The organism is Acinetobacter sp. SWBY1, assembly GCF_002946595.1.
Classification (GTDB): domain Bacteria; phylum Pseudomonadota; class Gammaproteobacteria; order Pseudomonadales; family Moraxellaceae; genus Acinetobacter; species Acinetobacter towneri.
The window spans coordinates 1,487,108-1,505,174 of sequence record NZ_CP026616.1 but is presented as its reverse complement, the minus strand read 5'-3'; the positions used below and the strand labels follow the sequence as shown (position 1 = coordinate 1,505,174).

Here is an 18,067-nt window from a genome sequence, read left to right as displayed (position 1 = left end):
AAAACCAGCGCCGAAGCGCTGGTTTTTAACATTACTAACTTAGGTTAGTTTTGCATCAACTTATTGAGCTGCATCAAGAGCAGCATTGAATGTTGCGCTTGGACGCATTACTACATTCACTTTAGCTTGATCTACTGCGTAGTAACCACCGATATCAACCGATTTACCTTGTACTTCCGCAAGTTCAGCAACAATTTTGTCTTCGTTTGCAGCTAAAGCTTGTGCAAGTGGTGCAAACTTCGCTTTCAACTCAGCATCTTCATCTTGAGCAGCAAGTGCTTCTGCCCAGAATTTTGCCAAGTAGAAGTGGCTGCCACGGTTGTCCAGTTCGCCAGTACGACGTGATGGAGACTTGTCGTTATCAAGTAATTTGCTGGTCGCTTGATCAAGAGTTGATGCAAGTAATTTCGCACGAGTATTATCTTCTTTAATACCCATTTCTTCTAAAGAAGCAGCAAGCGCAAGGAACTCACCTAATGAATCCCAACGTAAGTGGTTTTCTTCAACAAGTTGTTGTACGTGTTTAGGCGCAGAACCACCCGCACCAGTTTCGTACATACCACCACCCGCCATTAACGGAACGATAGATAACATTTTCGCAGAAGTACCAAGCTCCATAATTGGGAACAAGTCAGTGAGGTAGTCACGTAAGATGTTACCTGTTACAGAAATGGTGTCTAAACCACGCGCAACACGCTCAAGTGTATAACGCATCGCACGAACTTGTGACATGATTTGAATATCTAAACCAGTCGTGTCGTGATCTTTTAAGTATTTTTGAACTTTCTTGATCACTTCGTTTTCGTGTGGACGGTACGGGTCTAACCAGAAAATTGCTGGCATACCAGAGTTACGTGCACGTGTTACTGCAAGTTTAACCCAGTCGCGAATAGGTGCATCTTTCACCTGACACATACGCCAGATGTCGCCTTCTTCTACGTTTTGAGTCATCAACACTTCACCAGTGTCAATATCAGTGATGTTTGCAACACCCGCAGCAGGAACTTCAAAAGTCTTGTCGTGTGAGCCGTATTCTTCAGCTTTTTGCGCCATCAAACCTACGTTTGGCACAGTACCCATCGTACGTGGGTCGAAGTTACCATTCCACTTACAGAAATTGATCATTTCTTGGTAAATACGCGCGAAAGTAGATTCAGGCATTACTGCTTTACAGTCGTAAGGTTTACCGTCAGCACCCCACATTTTACCGCCACCACGAATCATTGCAGGCATAGAAGCATCTACAATTACGTCGTTTGGAGAGTGGAAGTTGGTGATGCCTTTTGCAGAATCCACCATTGCAAGTGCAGGGCGGTGTTCTTGGCATGCGTGTAAATCTTCGATGATTTCTTCACGTAAAGAAGTTGGTAAGGTTTCGATCTTTTCATAAAGACCTGCCATACCGTTGTTGACGTTAATGCCAAGTTCTTCAAACAATTTACCGTGTTTTTCAAACGCTTCTTTATAGTAAATTTTCACACAGTGACCGAATACAATCGGGTGTGAAACTTTCATCATGGTCGCTTTTACGTGTAAAGAGAACAAAATGCCTGCTTCTTTACAATCATCCAATTCTTTTTCATAGAAGTCGCAAAGCGCTTTCTTGCTCATGAACATAGAATCGATGATTTCGCCGTCAAGTAACGCTACTTTTTCTTTCAGTACAATGGTTTCACCAGATTGAGTGATGAGTTCCATTTTTACGTTACGTGCGCGGTTAAGCGTCATCGATTTTTCGCCATGGTAGAAGTCGCCTTCATCCATGTGTGAAACGTGAGTTTGTGACCATTGCTTCCATTCACCCATAGAGTGCGGGTGTTTTTTCGCATAGTTTTTCACTGCAGCAGGTGCACGACGGTCAGAGTTACCTTCACGTAATACAGGGTTTACTGCTGAGCCTAAGCATTTGCCAAAACGAGCGCGTAAAGCTTTATCTTCTGCAGTATTTTCATTTTCAGGATAGTCAGGAATTGCATAGCCTTTTGCTTGTAATTCCTTGATACATGCAACTAACTGAGCAACTGAAGCACTGATGTTTGGAAGTTTGATGATATTGGTATCTGGATCTTGCGTGAGACGTCCAAGCTCTGCGAGGTTGTCGGCTACCTTCTGTTCTTCGCTTAGGTATTCCGAGAATTCAGAGAGTACGCGTGCTGCTACAGAGATATCACTCTTGACAATCTCGATGCCAGCAGGCTTAGTAAAGGTCTCAATGATCGGCAGTAGAGAGTAGGTCGCCAACAATGGCGCCTCATCGGTCAGTGTGTAAATGATTTTTGACTTTCCACCAGCCATATATAGCCCCTTGCTTTGATTGAGTTTTTTAGGAGCGAGATAATGACTCAGCCCCTGCGAACCGATTTGCCTAATTTAACCTTGAGAGTATCGACTCTCTATGCATTTCAGTCAACGTAATTACAGTGATGACGCCATTTCGCTACGAAATGATGTGTCGCATTTGTGCGAGTCAAGACACGGCTTAATGTAAAAACGAGCCTGTTTAAACCTAAAAATTGCCTTGAGTATTTACTGTTGAAATACTAATCAAATCGTATGATGAAGATATGACATCAAAAATATATGTATATTTTATTATAAATTAACCAGTTGAGGGTTCGACTTAAGTCGAATGTTTGATAAATAACCGATGAAAATGATAGGTAGATATATTTATTCTATTTATTTTATATGTTTATCAATATGTTGCTTCGGTTTTTTACAGTGTGATGCAATGTAAATTCTTGTATAGAAGTTGAGATTTTCTTCAAAAACGGAGGGAAATCTACAGATAAAAAGCCTGATTTATATTTTAAAAGTTTAGATCTATTTTTATGGTCCAAATTTTACAAAAATAAGCGTATTTTTTAGTGGGTTTGTAGCACCGTTTGATCCATCAAAAATCATAATCAAGCGTGAGCTAAACCCTTGTTAATCCATAGATGAAAAAATCAAGTAGTAAAGAAGAAATGCCGAGTTGTTACGCAGTTTTTTAAATTAGTTTGAAAGCTTGTGTTTTGTGTTAAAGTTTGTAGGTTAACTCTGAATTCAGTGGATGAGTTTTGTAGACAAAATAATTCATAGGCGCGGCACACTTTAATTAACGAGGCAAAAATGAAAATACAGTTGCTGGAAATTGGTCCTGAAACGGAGCAACTCAGTGCTTGCACACTCTCGTTATTATTGGGTGTACATACGCCAAGTAACCAAATTGATGGTTTTTTGAAGTTTGCCCGTCAAATGCTGCAAGTAGATCATGCCATTTTGACTTTTAAAAATGAGCCGTACATCTGGTATTCCACCAATCAAGTTTTTAAAGCCTTTCGTGCCAACCCAAACGCACGGTTAGACGCTTTCTTTCAAGGTCAGCAACTGATTGAACCTCAACATCCTCAATATGCAAATTTTGTGCAGCACATCGCAAGTTTGGGGATAGAAGCCGCGCGCCTAATCGCACTGGATTTACTCAAAACCGATGGCGAGTCTATTGGGCAGTTGTTGTTATTTGATCATCGTGAAGAAGCGTTTAGTTTAGGTGCTTTGCCGACAGTGGCGGAGTTTGCTGCAGGTTTGGTGCGTTATATTGAATTAAAAGTTGATTATGCAAGCTTAAAAGAACTGTATGAACAGCAGTCTGCATTGAATTTTAGTAAAACCAAATTTTTCCAAATTATTGCGCATGATTTGCGCGCGCCATTTCATGGCTTATTGGGGTTTTCGGAAGTTTTAGCGCAAGAGCGCGAAACTTTGGATGATTCTAGTATTCAAAATATTGCCGACTATTTATTCGACACAGCACAATCGACCTATAACTTGCTAGAAAGTTTATTGAATTGGGCGATGGCAGAGGGTGGACGCTTTGTGTATCACCCAATTAATTTTGAGTTAAAGCAATCGACCAAAATTGTTTGCGATGTGTTGAAAAGTTTGGCAATCAAGAAAAATATTGAACTGATTGATCAAGTTGAAGAAGGCATTAAAGTTTATGCCGACATCAATATGATTACCTCGGTGATTCAAAATTTGGTGTCGAATGCGCTGAAATTTACCTTTACCGATGGCACAGGCAAAGTCATTTTACGTGCAGAGCAAACAGAAACCAGTGTGGATATTTATATTCAAGATACGGGTTTGGGCATGACTGCACAACAACTCGAAACGCTGTTCGAGCCTAAACTTACTGTTAGTTTTAAAGGCACTGCAGGTGAAAAGGGTATTGGTTTAGGTTTGGTGTTGTGTAAGCGTTTTGTCGATTTGAACCACGGGCAAATTGTGGTGGAATCGAAAGAAGGTGTGGGAACGACTTTTAAAGTCAGTTTGCCAATTGCGACCAGTAGCCATCAAGTATTAAGTAAAGAAGCGTTATTATCTGAGAAAACTTAATTTCAAAGTTTATATACAAAGCAAGCAAAAGCCTGTGGATGTTTAAAATCATCCACAGGCTTTTTTTATCGTGATCAATTTAGATCAACTCTTGCATTATTGAATGTTTTGAATCGGACTACCACCCAACGCTTGCAATAAAGTCACATAGGCGTTGTATTGGTTTTGCTTGGTCTGCAATAAACTTAAACGTGCATTGCGGGTGGTTTCTTGTGCATCTAGCAGGTTTTTTAAGGCAATCGCACCATGCCGATAACGCACCTCAGTTAAGCGTTCAGTTTTCTCTGCCAGTGCTAAATTGCGGCTTTGCAGCGCGACTTGTTGATTCAGCGCGGTTCGTGCTGACAGTGCATTTTCGACATCGGCAAAGGCTTTATATAAAGTTTGTCGATATTGCACAATGGCTTTTTCATATTCCAAAGCATTCACTTTTAGATCACGCTGCATATCATTCCATTGCAAAAATGGCAGGGTTAAACCTGCACCTAAAGTGGCAATTGGGTTTTTTAGGGCATCGCTTAAAGAGGTATGCGCGCCTGTACCGACACCTGTACTGAGTGTGCCTGTAAGACTGATGGATGGGTAATAACTGGCTCGATTGGCATCTTTATTGGCCAAGGCTTTACGTAAACGTAATTCGGCTGCACGTAAGTCGGGACGACGTGACAGCAGTTCTGCAGGTAAGCCAGCAGTAATATTCGGTAAACGAACAGCGGCTAAACTCTGTGGTTCATTGATATTCAACATTTGCACAGGTTGATGCAGTAAAACTGCCAAGGCGGTGCGTGTTTCAACTTTTTGCTGTGCAATTTGGCTCAAGGTTGATTTTTGACTTTGCAGGGCTTGTTCGGCTTGGTTTAAATCCAATCCTGAAACTGCACCCGCGCGATATTGCGCACTGACCAATTGATACGTTTTTTGCGTACTGGCAAGGTTTTGTTGTGCGACAACATAGCGTTCATTTAAATAACCCAATTGCCAATATAAATTGGCAGTGGTTGCAATCAGGCTTTGTGCGGTGGCTTGTAAGTCTTGTTCGGTGGCTAAGGCTTCCCAACGTGCAGCTTCAGTCTGATTGGCAAGTTTACCGAATAAGTCCAATTCATAGCTCAGTCCGGGATAATTCAGCGAAATCCCACGCGCTGTATCACCATTGCCCTCTAAACTAAATTGATGCCCTGTAGAAATACCTGCATTGCCAATCCGGACACCTTGCTGACTTTGGCTTTGTTTTGCTTGTAATCTGGCTTGTTGTAAATTCAGTCCTGCAACCGCGAGGTCACTGTTACGCGCCAAGACTTGTTCAACCAATTGATTTAAAGCAGCAACGTGAAAGAGTGTCCACCAACGGTCTGTATTTAGTTGTGCAAGGACTTGCTGGCTTTTTTGCTGCTGCTCAAACTGTTGAGGAATATTTACAGCAGGTGCCTGATAAGGTGTTTTGACTACGGCTGCACAACCCACTAAGCTGCTGCCAAGAAAAAGCGCAGTGACGAGTTGGCTGAATTGTCGTGACTTCTGGTTAAATCGCATCATCATTCCTTACTCTAATTCCTTATTCTCTAGATAGCGCATCGACAGGGTTCAGTTGGGCAGCATTACGTGCAGGAATAAAACCGAACACAATTCCAATCAGGCTTGAACAGACAAAAGCGGCTACAATCGAGGTGGTGGAGTACGCCATTTGAAAGGTTCCACCTGCCACATGATTAATCAATTGCCCAATTCCGAGTGCGAGCAAGACGCCAAGTACACCGCCTAAAATACACACTAAAATGGCTTCAATTAAAAATTGCTGCAAAATATCGCTTTGTCGTGCGCCGACTGCCATGCGTACCCCAATTTCTTGGGTGCGTTCTGTGACAGAGACCAACATGATGTTCATTACGCCAATTCCACCGACCACCAGTGAAATCACTGCAATAGCAGAAACCAGTAAGGTCATGGTGGCGGTAGTTTGTTGGATGGTTTCACGGATACTGTCGGCATTTTGAGTAAATACATCCTGCGCACCATGACGCTGTACCAACAGACTTAGGATGGCATTTTCTGCTGCAGCACTTGGATATTCATCTTTGACTCGTACAATAATGCTGCGCACATGGCTTTGGCCAAGCATGCGGCTCATTACCGTAGAGTAGGGCAAATACACATTTAAGCTGTCGGCATTGCCCATCATGCTTTTTTGTTCTTCGACCACGCCAATAATACGGCTGGGTACGCTGCCCAATAAAATTACTTGCCCGACAGGGTTGCTGCCATCACTAAAAAATGTATTTTTGGTGTTGTGATCAATCACCACATCTTGCGCTTGTTCCAGCACGCTGTGTTTGTCAAAAGGCTGACCCGACTGGAAGTTCATGCCGCGCACATAGAAAAAGTCTTCGCTCACACCATTGACTGTGGCAGAAGCCTCGGTGTCTTTAAAACGTACTGTGACGTTGCTATTGACCGATGGGCTGACCCCATCCACATAAGGTTGTTCTGCCAAAGCATCGGCATCGGCAGGAATTAGGGTTTTAAGCTGAGATGAGCGCGAGGTATCACCAAAACCACGCCCTTGAAACACGGTGATGGTATTGGTGCCTAAACTGCTGATGTTTTCTAAAATTTGTTTCTGTGAACCATTGCCCAGTGCCACAACAGATACAACCGAAGCGATCCCGATAATAATCCCGAGCATGGTTAAAAAGGTGCGCATGCGATGTGCATTCATCGCCAGTAGCGCCATGCGGAAGGCTTCACCTAAACGATCAAATACAGAGCGCCAAGCTGAAGTTCTTTTTTGTGGCGGATGTTGCAAGGTTTGTTGAGTAATATCATCCTGATCGGCAGGTGTGTTGGGCTGATCAGAAATAATAAGCCCGTCACTGATTTCAATAATCCGTGTGGCATTTTTAGCGACATTATGGTCATGTGTGACCAAGATGATGGTGTGACCTTTGGTATTTAGCTCACGCAAAATCCGCATCACTTCAATACCGCTATTCTTGTCGAGTGCACCTGTGGGTTCATCGGCAAGAATCACATCGCCACCATTCATCAAGGCACGTGCAATGGATACACGTTGTTGTTGTCCACCTGAAAGCTGACTTGGGCGGTTTTGGGTTTTATCGGCTAGACCTAAGTCACTGAGCAGCGCAGTCGCGCGTGCTTGTCGTTCTTCAACATCGGCACCTGCATAAATTGCAGGCACTTCGACGTTGCCCGCAGCGCTTAAATCACCCAATAAGTGATAGCGCTGGAAAATAAAACCAAAATATTCACGACGTAGCTGTGCCAATTCATCGGCTTCAAGTTGTCGGGTTTCGCGTCCTTTGACTTTATAGCTGCCCGTGGTGGGTTGATCCAAACAGCCCAAAATATTCATGAGGGTGGATTTTCCTGAACCTGACTGACCCACAATTGCAACCAATTCACCTGGGTAAATCTTCAGATCAATACCTTTGAGAATCTGTACTGTAGATTCGCCCGCAGGGAATTCACGGGTCAGATTGGTGACCTCTAACAGAGGTTGTGACTGACTCATCTTACATTCTCACTGATGGACCAACACGACCACCACGCTTCGCCGCATCATTTGAGGTATCGGAACCATCGGCAATAATGACTTGATCGCCCAGTTTTAGGCCACGAATGACTTGTACTGTTGCACGGTTATTTAAGCCAAGCAATACCGATTGTGGACGAGCTGAACCATCAGCTTGCAGTACACGTACCATACCTAAAGAGGCTTTACCTTGATCAACCAAGGCTTTTTCATTGGCAGTCAACTCCAAGCGGGGAGGGCGTTTGGCAGAGCTGGCATTGGTATTGTCGCGCTCAGCACGTACGTTGCTGTCTGAATTATTGCTGTTGCCACGACTGCGTGAACGGTTTACACCTTGTACCGCAGCAGCAGGAATGGTCAGCACATTGCGTGCCTCTGCCAAAACAATGGACACTTGTGCGGTCATATTGATGCGTAGCTTGCCGTCTTCATTTGGTACGTCAAATAAAGCGTTGTAGTACACGGCAGAACTTGAAGATGATGACGTATTGTTATTGCTTTCGGTATTGATGGATTTGGGTGCAGGTTCTACCTGACGTAAAGTAGCGTAATGTTTTTTCTCACTGTTGCCCAAGGTGGTGAAATAGACCGTTTGTCCCTCTTCGACCTTCATTACATCCGCTTCAGAAATTTCTGCTTTTACAGTCATGGTGTCAAGTTTGGCTAATTTAACAATCGTGGGCGCACTTTGATTGGCGTTCACGGTTTGACCTTCTTCGGTCACAATTGCGACGACAGTGCCATCCATTGGGGCAAGAATACGGGTATAACCTAAATTTTCTTTAGACGTGTCTAAAGTTAGGCGTGACTGTTCAATTTGAGCGTTAATGGCAGCAATTTCTGCTTGCGAAGTTTTATAGTTGGCTAAGGCAGTTTCAAGTTCGGCACGTGAGGTCGCATCTTGCGCATACATGGCTTGTTGACGCTGATATTCTGCTGCGACTTTAGCAAGATTAGCTTGTCGAACCGCCAATTGTGCCTGTTGGTTTTTAATGCTGGCTTGTGCTGTTTTAAACTCGTTTTCCTGTCGTACAGAGTCAATTTGGGCAATCAACTGTCCTTGTTTGACCTGATCGCCTAACTGAACATACATTTTTTTGACTTGACCCGAAACTTGCGCACCAACGCTGACCATTTTGGTGGCTTCAAGTACGCCTGTTGCCAACACCGCACTTTCAATATCTCCACGGCTCACTTCGGCAGTAATGTATTGCGGTTGTTGTTCTTTGGGTTTTAAAAAATACCAAGCGGCAAATGCCAGCATCAGCGCAATGATAATTCCCGCAATAAGTTTGGTCGATTTTATTTTTGGCATGAGTCAAAAAACAGAAAAAGAAATTAAAAGGATTATAGAAGTGAAATAAGGATAAATCGTGAATTTTTTGAAGAAACTGCAAATGAGAATTATTTATTGGTGGTTTGAGCTAGATTTAATACAGTCTGAGTACGGTATTACATCCATAAAAAAAGTGAAAATAGCATCTGTTAACGAGGTGGGGTAGTTTGTTTCATCTCTATGATAATTTTATGAATTTTTATGATAAATGCTGAAAAATACAACTATGGTCTAAGTTGCTTAAAAAACCTTATTTTCTATATGGATTTAAGAATTAAAAGCAGCTAGTATCAAATTCCATAAAATAATTATGGATTTAATCATTAGGATAATACGGCATCGGGACGATGCAATAAAACATGACTTTAAGCAAAAAATCTGAGGGGTAAATCATGGAGTGGAGTGAGAAATTTAATATCGGAATTGATGTGATTGACAATCAACATCGACAAATTCTGGACTATATTAATGCGCTGGAAAAAATTCGGGCGACAGGTGCGCGGGAGCAAATCAAAGAAGTCTTGGATGACTTGATTGACTATACGCAATCGCATTTTAGCTTTGAAGAAAACTTGTTGTCACAGGTCAATTATCAATACTTACCATCACATCGTGGTATTCACGAACTCTTTGTGAAGCGTTTGAATGATTGCCGTCAGCGTTTTGCCAATGGCGAATCGGTAGAACATGATTTGTATCGTTTGTTGTCTAAATGGTTGATTAACCATATTCAGCATGATGATCAGGATTATGTCGATGCGGTACGCGACAATATGCTGCATTATTTGCGTTCACAGGAACAGAAAAAAGGCAAAAGTTGGTTTGCACGTTTCTTTAGCTAATCCTCTGAAAAGCAGATGATTTTAAAAATTATTTGATGAAGTCTGCTTAATTAAGCCGAGTGAGAAGCAAACAGCGTTTTACCACAGAGTTCTGTAATGGCTTGTAGCACCAAATGTTCAGGGTTTTCCTTGGACATCCCTTTGATGGCGGCATCAATACGCAATAATAGGGCGGGCCATTGCAAGAAACTATTTGGATTTAAACGTCGCAAAGCTTGCTGATAAACACTGACTTTGTTTTTCCAGATACCCAGTTGCAAAGCATTTTGTGGTTGTTCAAATAATTGCATCAGTAAGCGCATTTCTTTGCTGATGCTCCACAAAATTAAACTCATGGCTTCACCCGAAGCCATGAGGTATTGAAAAATTTTCATAGCTTGCGCTAAATTTCCCGTCAGTAAAGCATCATTTAAATCGTAAGTGCTATAACGGGATTGATCTTGTAAACAGGCATGTAAATGTTCAATCTGAATCTGCTGAATTTCAGGAAAGGTGTCACTGACCCGCATTAAGCTATTTTTGGCAGCCAAAAGGTTGTGTTCATGATGTTGTTCCAACCATTGCCACGCATCATGTCCCAATTGGATGCCAAGCTTTTCTGCTTCCAAACCTAAAATCTGCTGCCGATCTTTAGGATAATTCGCCGTGAGTGCAACATTGACCCCATTGGCATCAATCAACTGGAAAAAACTGGATTTTAAGCTGTTGTTGTCCTGTTTGGGCATGACCACCAACAGCAAGTTTTGTTCATTGTGTTGAATATAACTTTTCAGTTGTTTTAGTGTGCTGGCATCAGGCTTGATATTGCCGTGTACTTCAACCGCCAATTGACTCGAAAACAGTGACAGACTGTTTAAGGCATTGAATACATTTTTCCAATCGCTAACGCTATTTAAATCATAACGCTGACGTTCAATATCCTGTTTTTGCCAACTGGCACGAAAAGCATCCAGCAAGTTTTGTTCGAGTAAAGGTTCTTGACCATGCAAAATCCATGCGCCACATGCTTCATCAACACGTTTGAGAGCTTGTAGATAGTCAAGTTTCATAGATTAATCTGAACTCAGTTGCTTATTTATTAGGCGTGTAAACTGGTGGGTTGACCAAAGGTAAGCGGTTAGATGAAATTTGACGCACAATTTGCTGTGCCACATCATCAATAATGACTTCTTTTAAGAATTTTTGTTCCTGATCATCGGTATTCACAGTTGCGACATCATACTGATAACTACGGCTTGCCATGATTGTACGAGGTTCGGTGATCGGGTTGCCTTGCGCATCTTCAATGCGGAACGTCACACTTAAACGTAATAAAGTTTCGACCAATTTGCCATTCAGTCTTAGGCGTTGTGGAGTGTATTCCAATACACGCAACACGTAGGCATTAGGGTCATTACTGAGTTGGACGCCTGCTGTACCCATGTGAATAGAGAGTTTTTCTTCTAATTCTTCGGCATTGCTAGGGAGTGCCAGACTCATTTTTGAATAGGCCACAGGTGCAATGCTTGGATTGGTGCCTTTTAAATGAAAACCACAGCCGACTAAACCAGCACTGAGTCCGCAAGTTAAAACAATGACTGCTAAACGTTGGCTAAAGTGCATGTGCTGTCCTCTGTAATATTCTTGAAGGTTTAAAAGTGGAAGTTGAGAATATCTTGATTGTAGGTGCAAAGCCCGTTGAGTGACAACGGGCTTTGTTTGGAAATTGTGAAATCCTTCAGAAAGTTCCTTCTCTTGCGCCACATGTGGCTCAGGATGAGGAATATATTCCGCAAGAGGATGAGGGGTTATATATTTACCTCTCCCTAGCCCTCTCCTAAAAGGACATGGAACTTAAGGGTTTAAACCACCAAATTCACTAACTTATTTGGTACTACAATTTCTTTCTTGGTTGGCCCAGTCAAGAATGGTTGTACTTCAGGTAAGGCTTTGGCAAGTGCAAGAATGTCTTCTTTAGATGCATCTACTGCTACATCAAGCTTGCCACGTAATTTACCATTTACCTGCACCACAATCGTTTGAGTATTGCGGGTTAATGCAGACTCATCGACCACAGGGAATAGGGTGGAGGTTAATTCAATTCCGAACTCTGCCAATAAGGTTTGGCTCAAGTGTGGTGCAAATGGCGCAAGCAAGGTCAATAACGTCACAATTGCTTCGCGTTCAACCGCAAGGTCTTGTTCGTTTTGCGCTTCAAACTTGTTGCAAGCATTCAAGAGTTCCATCAATGCTGCAATTGCAGTGTTGAACGCATGACGACGTTCAATATCATCGCCCACTTTTTGAATGGTTTCATGGGTTTTGCGACGTAAGTCTTGCGCTGCTGTAGCAAGTTTACTACTGTCAATTACAGTTGTATTGCTGCCTTTTTCAAGGAAACCTGCTGCTAAACGCCAAACACGTTTTAAGAAGCGGTTCGCACCTTCAACGCCTGCATCTGACCATTCTAAAGACTGATCTGGTGGTGCAGCGAACATCATAAATACACGTGCAGTATCTGCGCCGTATTGGTCAATAATGGCTTGTGGGTCGATACCGTTATTTTTCGATTTCGACATTTTTTCCTGACCACCAACAATCACAGCTTGACCATCGCCTATGTATTTAGCCGAAAGAACGCGACCTTTTTCGTCTTTTTCAAGCTCGATATCGGCAGGGTTAAACCAAGTTTTCTTGCCGCTTTCTGCTTCGCGGTAGAAGGTGTCAGCCAAGACCATGCCTTGAGTCAGTAAGTTGGTAAATGGCTCATTGCCTTGTACCACGCCTTCATCACGCATAAGTTTGTGGAAGAAACGCGCGTACAATAAGTGCAAGATGGCGTGTTCTACACCACCAATATATTGATTGACTGGCAACCAAGTTTGTGCAGCTTCAGGCTTGACCATGCCACCTGTAAAGTCTGGAGATGCGTAACGTGCGTAATACCAAGATGACTCTACAAAAGTATCTAAGGTATCGGTTTCACGACGTGCTTCGCCACCACAGCATGGGCAAGTGGTTTGATAGAATTCAGGCATTTTATTTAACGGGTTGCCTGAGCCATCTGGCACAACATCGGTAGGTAAAATGACAGGAAGTTGATCTTCTGGCACTGGAACTTGTCCACATTTTTCACAGTTGATCATTGGAATTGGGCAACCCCAGTAACGTTGGCGTGAAACACCCCAGTCACGTAAACGGAATTGTACTTTTACGTTGGCTAAACCTTGTGGCTCTAATTTCGCTAAAAGTGCATCAAAAGCCGCTTGGAAATCTAAACCATCAAATTCGCCTGAATTGACCAGTTTACCTTCTTTAGAACCGTACCATTCTTGCCATTGGGTTGTGTCAAAGTCCGCATCGTCTGCACCTTTGGCATCAATCACCTGAATAATTGGCAATTGGAATTTATAGGCAAACTCAAAATCACGCTCATCGTGCGAAGGTACAGCCATCACCGCACCAGAACCGTAAGACATCAACACATAGTTGGCAATCCACACTGGCAATTCTTTACCCGTTACTGGATGCTTCACAAACAAGCCAGTCGCCATACCTTTTTTTTCGGCAGTGGCAAGGTCAGCTTCTGCCACAGAACCCATGCGGCATTCTTCAATAAAGGCTTTTAATTGTGCATTATTTTCTGCTGCTTTTAACGCCATTGGATGTTCTGCAGCAACAGCCACATAAGTTGCACCCATTAACGTGTCAGCACGCGTTGTAAATACAGTCAGACCATCTGCATAAATTTCAGGATTTGCCGATGGGAATGTGATTTCCATCCCTTGCGAACGCCCAATCCAGTTGCGCTGCATGGTCAAGACTTGCTGTGGCCAACCATCTTTTAAAGTTTCTAAATCGTCTAATAATTCTTGGGCATAATCGGTAATGCGGAAGTAGTACATTGGAATATCGCGTTTTTCTACCAATGCACCTGAACGCCAACCACGACCATTTTCGACCTGTTCATTGGCCAAAACTGTTTGATCGACAGGATCCCAGTTGACTGTCGAGAGTTTGCGATAAATTAACCCTTTTTTATACAGTTGCACGAATAACCATTGTTCCCAGTGGTAATACTCTGGGGTGCAAGTGGCAAATTCACGATCCCAATCTACTGCCAAACCTAGTTTTTTCAATTGGTCGCGCATGTAGGCGATATTTTCAAAAGTCCATTTAGCTGGGGCAACCTGATGCGCAATCGCTGCGTTTTCAGCAGGTAAACCAAAAGCATCCCAACCCATAGGTTGTAAGACTGTTTCACCTTTTAAACGGTGAAAACGGCTAATTACATCACCAATGGTGTAGTTACGCACGTGACCCATGTGCAGTTTGCCGCTTGGGTAAGGGAACATCGAGAGGATATAACGATGTGGACCTTCGACTGTGTCGGCAACTTTAAAGGCTTTACGAGATTCCCAGTCGCTTTGGACTTGGGGTTCAATCGCACTGGCTTGATATTCAGGGTCAATGTGAGTAGTCATAAGGTTAAATCAGGAATAAACGGTTAAAAAAAGTGTGTCACACAGCATAGCGCAAAATGCAGCTAAATTGAATTTTGCGCGTTGGATTGTGCAGGAAAATTTAAGCGAGTCGTACTTTATGGCTTAAAACTTAAAAAACTTGTGGGTTGGCACGTTCTTGTTGTGCCTGATTTAAAGCTGCATTGGCTTCACGTTGTTGCTGATCCATGGCTGGATTTCCTGCAGGATGATTTGTGGTTGGTGTCGCTTGTTGGTTTGTTGCATTTGCAGCAGTAGGCTCAGGGTTCGCAGTAGAATTTGCAGGAATGGCAACAGTAGGTGCTGAATTTTTCCAGCCGTAGGTATCGACTTTACCTTTTTTCTTGGCTGTTTTTGGTGGTGGTGTCGTGGTGTAATGGGTTGATCCATTTGCATCGACCCACTTGTAATATTGTTTTGCAGAAACTGAGCTAGTGGCAAAAATTAAAATCAAGCTTGCAGAAAGACAACTCAAGCGGATCATTGGCGTTTTCATGTTTGGAAGTCCTGAGCAAAAAAGGTAAATGGCAGAAAACCAATTACAAAAAATCATGTTGGCTAAATTTTAGCAATAATTCCCCGTGAAGCTAGGATTTATTGACAATTTTTTGATGATTTTTATCTGCAATATCGCCTATTTAAAATTGGAGCATTGACTTGTCTATTTGCAAGTTAAAATAAGCTGAAATGCGTTGGTGAATCATAACCAAGCGATTTATATATTTTTTAATTCATTCTTTATTTTTATGTATGTGATATTAAAAAATTATAAAAAATTCAGCAAATCTCTGAAATTATTTGTTTTATATGGAAATATTAGACTTTGGATTAAATTGTGATGGATGACACAAAGCGCAAAAAATACCCAGTTTATAAATAAAGCAGAAAAAGCCGATTTTTAAACTTGACTTTAGTCTGGTAAACTACAAAAATGCACACTTTAGTTTTATGTGCCTTAGATCGATCACCCTTCGAATAAGTGTCATGTCATGCAATGGGCAACTTCTCTAGCCGAGAAGCTGAACAAAGCTTATAAAATGTGTTTACCCCAACACGTTTTAGATCTCATATTGCTTATACGGTAATCAGATCAGAAATTTTTCCTATTGCCATGAAAACTATGAAATATGTGTGCTATAACAGTGCAGGAATTAATGAACAAAACACTGCAGGTGTCTCCCATTTTGCAGTGACAAGACTAGGGTGAATCACGTTGGAACTTTTATCTGGTGGTGAAATGCTCGTTCGCGCATTGGCGGACGAAGGCGTTGAGCATGTTTTTGGATACCCAGGCGGCGCAGTACTTCATATTTACGATGCGTTCTTTCAACAAGACAAAATTAATCATTACCTTGTGCGCCATGAGCAAGCTGCTGGTCATATGGCAGATGCCTACTCGCGCGTAACAGGTAAAACTGGTGTGGTGCTGGTGACTTCAGGTCCTGGTGCAACCAACACGGTAACTCCAATTGCAACGGCTTATATGGACTCAATCCCAATGGTGATTTTGTCAGGTCAGGTTGCAACACACTTAATTGGTGAAGATGCCTTCCAAGAAACCGATATGGTGGGTATTTCACGTCCGATTGTAAAACACAGTTTCCAAGTGCGTCATGCAAGCGAAATTCCTTCAGTGATTAAGAAGGCATTCTATATTGCATCTTCAGGTCGTCCTGGTCCTGTGGTGGTTGATATTCCTAAGGATGCAACCAACCCAGCAGAAAAATTTGCTTACGAATACCCAGAAAAAGTGAAGATGCGTTCGTATCAACCGCCGCATCGTGGTCACTCAGGTCAAATTCGCAAAGCAATTGATGAGCTATTAAATGCCAAACGTCCTGTGATTTATTCAGGCGGTGGTGTTGTTCAGGGTAATGCTTCTGAGCAATTGACTGAACTTGCACACATCTTGGGCTTCCCTGTAACCAATACATTAATGGGCTTGGGCGCGTTCCCGGGTAATGATCCACAATTTATTGGTATGTTGGGCATGCATGGTACGTATGAAGCCAACATGACCATGCACAATGCCGATGTGATTTTGTGTATTGGTGCACGTTTTGATGACCGTGTAACCAATAACCCTGCAAAATTCTGTCCAAATGCCAAAGTCATTCATATTGACATTGACCCTGCGACAATTTCAAAAACCATCATGGCACACATTCCAATTGTAGGTGCGGTTGAACCTGTACTTCAGGAAATGTTGGTTCAATTGAAGCAATTAAATGTGTCCAAGCCAAACCCTGAAGCGATTGCTGCATGGTGGAATCAGATCAATGAATGGCGTAAAGTTCATGGTTTGAAATATGACAAACCAACCGATGGCACGATGAAGCCGCAACAAGTAGTTGAAGCTTTAGACAAAGTGACCAATGGTGATGCGATCATTACTTCTGACGTAGGTCAGCACCAAATGTTTGGCGCGAACTACTATAAGTACAAGCGTCCACGTCAATGGTTGAACTCTGGTGGTCTAGGTACTATGGGTGTAGGTTTACCGTATGCTATGGCGGCTAAACTGGCTTATCCAGATCAACAGGTTGTATGTATCACGGGTGAAGCATCGATTCAGATGTGTATCCAAGAGCTTTCTACCTGTAAGCAATATGGTTTAAACGTTAAGATCTTATGCTTGAATAACCAAGCTTTAGGTATGGTTAAACAATGGCAAGATATGAACTATGAAGGTCGTCACTCAAGTTCTTATGTTGACTCATTGCCTGACTTCCCTAAATTGATGGAAGCTTATGGTCACGTTGGTATTCAAATTAACCATGCCGATGAGCTTGAGTCTAAGCTTGCAGAAGCGATGGCGATTAATGACAAATGCGTATTCATTAACGTAATGGTTGACCGTACAGAGCACGTTTATCCGATGCAAATTGCGGGTCAATCCATGAAAGATATGTGGTTAGGTAAAGGGGAGCGCACAGAATGAGACACATTATTTCCGTTCTCGTTGAAAACGAATCAGGTGCGCTTTCTCGTTTAGTGGGTTTATTCTCTCAACGTGGTTATAACATTGAGACTTTAAACGTTGCACCAACCGAAGACCCAACACTTTCACGTTTAACGCTTACAACTTATGGTGATGATCATAAAATTGAGCAAATCACCAAACAACTGAATAAATTGGTTGAAGTGGTTAAAGTGGTCGACCTGTCAGAAGGCCCGCATATTGAACGCGAATTGATGCTGATTAAAGTCAAAGCATCGGGTGCTGCACGTGCTGAAATCAAACGTACTGCAGACATCTTCCGTGGTCAAATTGTGGATGTCACACCAACGACTTATACGGTGCAGCTTGCGGGTACAACTGAAAAACTAGATGGTTTTATTGACGCGATTGCTGAAAACACCATTTTAGAAGTTGTGCGTTCAGGTGTGTCAGGTATCGCACGCGGCGAAAAAGTTTTAACCATTTAACTAAATTTCATAGTTAATTTTACTCATCGAATTCATTCCATCTCAAAGG

At 42.4% G+C, this 18,067-nt stretch carries 12 protein-coding genes; 4 read left to right on the top strand and 8 right to left on the bottom strand.

The window, feature by feature from the left end; translation table 11 throughout:
- Positions 1-60: 60 nt before the first annotated feature.
- Positions 61-2,295: an NADP-dependent isocitrate dehydrogenase gene (locus tag C3Y93_RS07165; RefSeq protein ID WP_104852517.1), complete on the bottom strand. Its 2,235-nt coding sequence runs from the start codon at positions 2,293-2,295 to the stop codon at positions 61-63.
- Positions 2,296-3,111: 816 nt separating this feature from the next.
- On the opposite strand from C3Y93_RS07165, the gene C3Y93_RS07160 reads away from it, so the two are divergent.
- A complete protein-coding gene (locus tag C3Y93_RS07160) occupies positions 3,112-4,380 on the top strand; it encodes a sensor histidine kinase (protein WP_004974961.1) in 1,269 nt (422 codons plus the stop codon).
- A gap of 96 nt (positions 4,381-4,476) precedes the next feature.
- Here C3Y93_RS07160 and C3Y93_RS07155 read toward each other — a convergent pair whose 3' ends face one another.
- From C3Y93_RS07155 to C3Y93_RS07145, 3 genes are read right to left on the bottom strand one after another with little or no spacing between them, the layout of a single operon-like run.
- Positions 4,477-5,913 carry an efflux transporter outer membrane subunit gene (locus tag C3Y93_RS07155; protein ID WP_104852516.1) on the bottom strand — a complete coding sequence of 479 codons (1,437 nt, stop codon included), beginning with the start codon at positions 5,911-5,913 and terminating at the stop codon, positions 4,477-4,479.
- A gap of 22 nt (positions 5,914-5,935) precedes the next feature.
- Complete coding sequence (locus C3Y93_RS07150; RefSeq protein WP_104852515.1) at positions 5,936-7,909, bottom strand: MacB family efflux pump subunit; 1,974 nt, start codon at positions 7,907-7,909, stop codon at positions 5,936-5,938.
- Between the two features lies 1 nt (position 7,910).
- Complete coding sequence (locus tag C3Y93_RS07145) at positions 7,911-9,245, bottom strand: efflux RND transporter periplasmic adaptor subunit (protein WP_104852514.1); 1,335 nt, start codon at positions 9,243-9,245, stop codon at positions 7,911-7,913.
- Between the two features lie 413 nt (positions 9,246-9,658).
- On the opposite strand from C3Y93_RS07145, the gene C3Y93_RS07140 reads away from it, so the two are divergent.
- A complete protein-coding gene (locus C3Y93_RS07140) occupies positions 9,659-10,108 on the top strand; it encodes a bacteriohemerythrin (RefSeq protein WP_004974971.1) in 450 nt (149 codons plus the stop codon).
- Positions 10,109-10,158: 50 nt separating this feature from the next.
- Here the strand turns inward: C3Y93_RS07140 and holA are convergent, their stop codons facing one another.
- From holA to C3Y93_RS07120, 4 genes are all read right to left on the bottom strand, one after another.
- Positions 10,159-11,157: a DNA polymerase III subunit delta gene (gene holA / locus C3Y93_RS07135; RefSeq protein ID WP_104852513.1), complete on the bottom strand. Its 999-nt coding sequence runs from the start codon at positions 11,155-11,157 to the stop codon at positions 10,159-10,161.
- 22 nt (positions 11,158-11,179) lie between these two features.
- Positions 11,180-11,710 carry an LPS assembly lipoprotein LptE gene (gene lptE / locus C3Y93_RS07130; protein WP_104852512.1) on the bottom strand — a complete coding sequence of 177 codons (531 nt, stop codon included), beginning with the start codon at positions 11,708-11,710 and terminating at the stop codon, positions 11,180-11,182.
- Positions 11,711-11,949: 239 nt separating this feature from the next.
- Positions 11,950-14,571 carry a leucine--tRNA ligase gene (gene leuS, locus C3Y93_RS07125; protein WP_104852511.1) on the bottom strand — a complete coding sequence of 874 codons (2,622 nt, stop codon included), beginning with the start codon at positions 14,569-14,571 and terminating at the stop codon, positions 11,950-11,952.
- Between the two features lie 130 nt (positions 14,572-14,701).
- Positions 14,702-15,073 (bottom strand): DUF4124 domain-containing protein, encoded by a 372-nt coding sequence (locus tag C3Y93_RS07120; protein WP_372238842.1) that lies wholly within the window; start codon positions 15,071-15,073, stop codon positions 14,702-14,704.
- A 729-nt stretch (positions 15,074-15,802) separates the two neighbouring features.
- Between C3Y93_RS07120 and C3Y93_RS07110 the strand changes: the two genes are divergently transcribed.
- Both C3Y93_RS07110 and ilvN read left to right on the top strand, forming a co-directional pair.
- A complete protein-coding gene (locus tag C3Y93_RS07110; RefSeq protein WP_096902629.1) occupies positions 15,803-17,530 on the top strand; it encodes an acetolactate synthase 3 large subunit in 1,728 nt (575 codons plus the stop codon).
- A complete protein-coding gene (ilvN, locus tag C3Y93_RS07105; protein WP_004974986.1) occupies positions 17,527-18,018 on the top strand; it encodes an acetolactate synthase small subunit in 492 nt (163 codons plus the stop codon). Before C3Y93_RS07110 ends, ilvN begins: the two co-directional genes overlap by 4 nt.
- The last annotated feature ends 49 nt before the right edge of the window (positions 18,019-18,067 follow it).

Excerpts from the sequence above, each read along its gene's own strand:
- lptE (WP_104852512.1), bottom strand. The coding sequence starts at position 11,710 with ATGCACTTTAGCCAACGTTTAGCAGTCATTGTTTTAACTTGCGGACTC.
- C3Y93_RS07150 (WP_104852515.1), bottom strand. The coding sequence starts at position 7,909 with ATGAGTCAGTCACAACCTCTGTTAGAGGTCACCAATCTGACCCGTGAA.
- C3Y93_RS07140 (WP_004974971.1), top strand. The coding sequence starts at position 9,659 with ATGGAGTGGAGTGAGAAATTTAATATCGGAATTGATGTGATTGACAAT.
- holA (WP_104852513.1), bottom strand. The coding sequence starts at position 11,157 with ATGAAACTTGACTATCTACAAGCTCTCAAACGTGTTGATGAAGCATGT.
- C3Y93_RS07145 (WP_104852514.1), bottom strand. The coding sequence starts at position 9,245 with ATGCCAAAAATAAAATCGACCAAACTTATTGCGGGAATTATCATTGCG.
- C3Y93_RS07120 (WP_372238842.1), bottom strand. The coding sequence starts at position 15,073 with ATGATCCGCTTGAGTTGTCTTTCTGCAAGCTTGATTTTAATTTTTGCC.
- C3Y93_RS07165 (WP_104852517.1), bottom strand. The coding sequence starts at position 2,295 with ATGGCTGGTGGAAAGTCAAAAATCATTTACACACTGACCGATGAGGCG.
- leuS (WP_104852511.1), bottom strand. The coding sequence starts at position 14,571 with ATGACTACTCACATTGACCCTGAATATCAAGCCAGTGCGATTGAACCC.
- ilvN (WP_004974986.1), top strand. The coding sequence starts at position 17,527 with ATGAGACACATTATTTCCGTTCTCGTTGAAAACGAATCAGGTGCGCTT.
- C3Y93_RS07155 (WP_104852516.1), bottom strand. The coding sequence starts at position 5,913 with ATGCGATTTAACCAGAAGTCACGACAATTCAGCCAACTCGTCACTGCG.
- C3Y93_RS07160 (WP_004974961.1), top strand. The coding sequence starts at position 3,112 with ATGAAAATACAGTTGCTGGAAATTGGTCCTGAAACGGAGCAACTCAGT.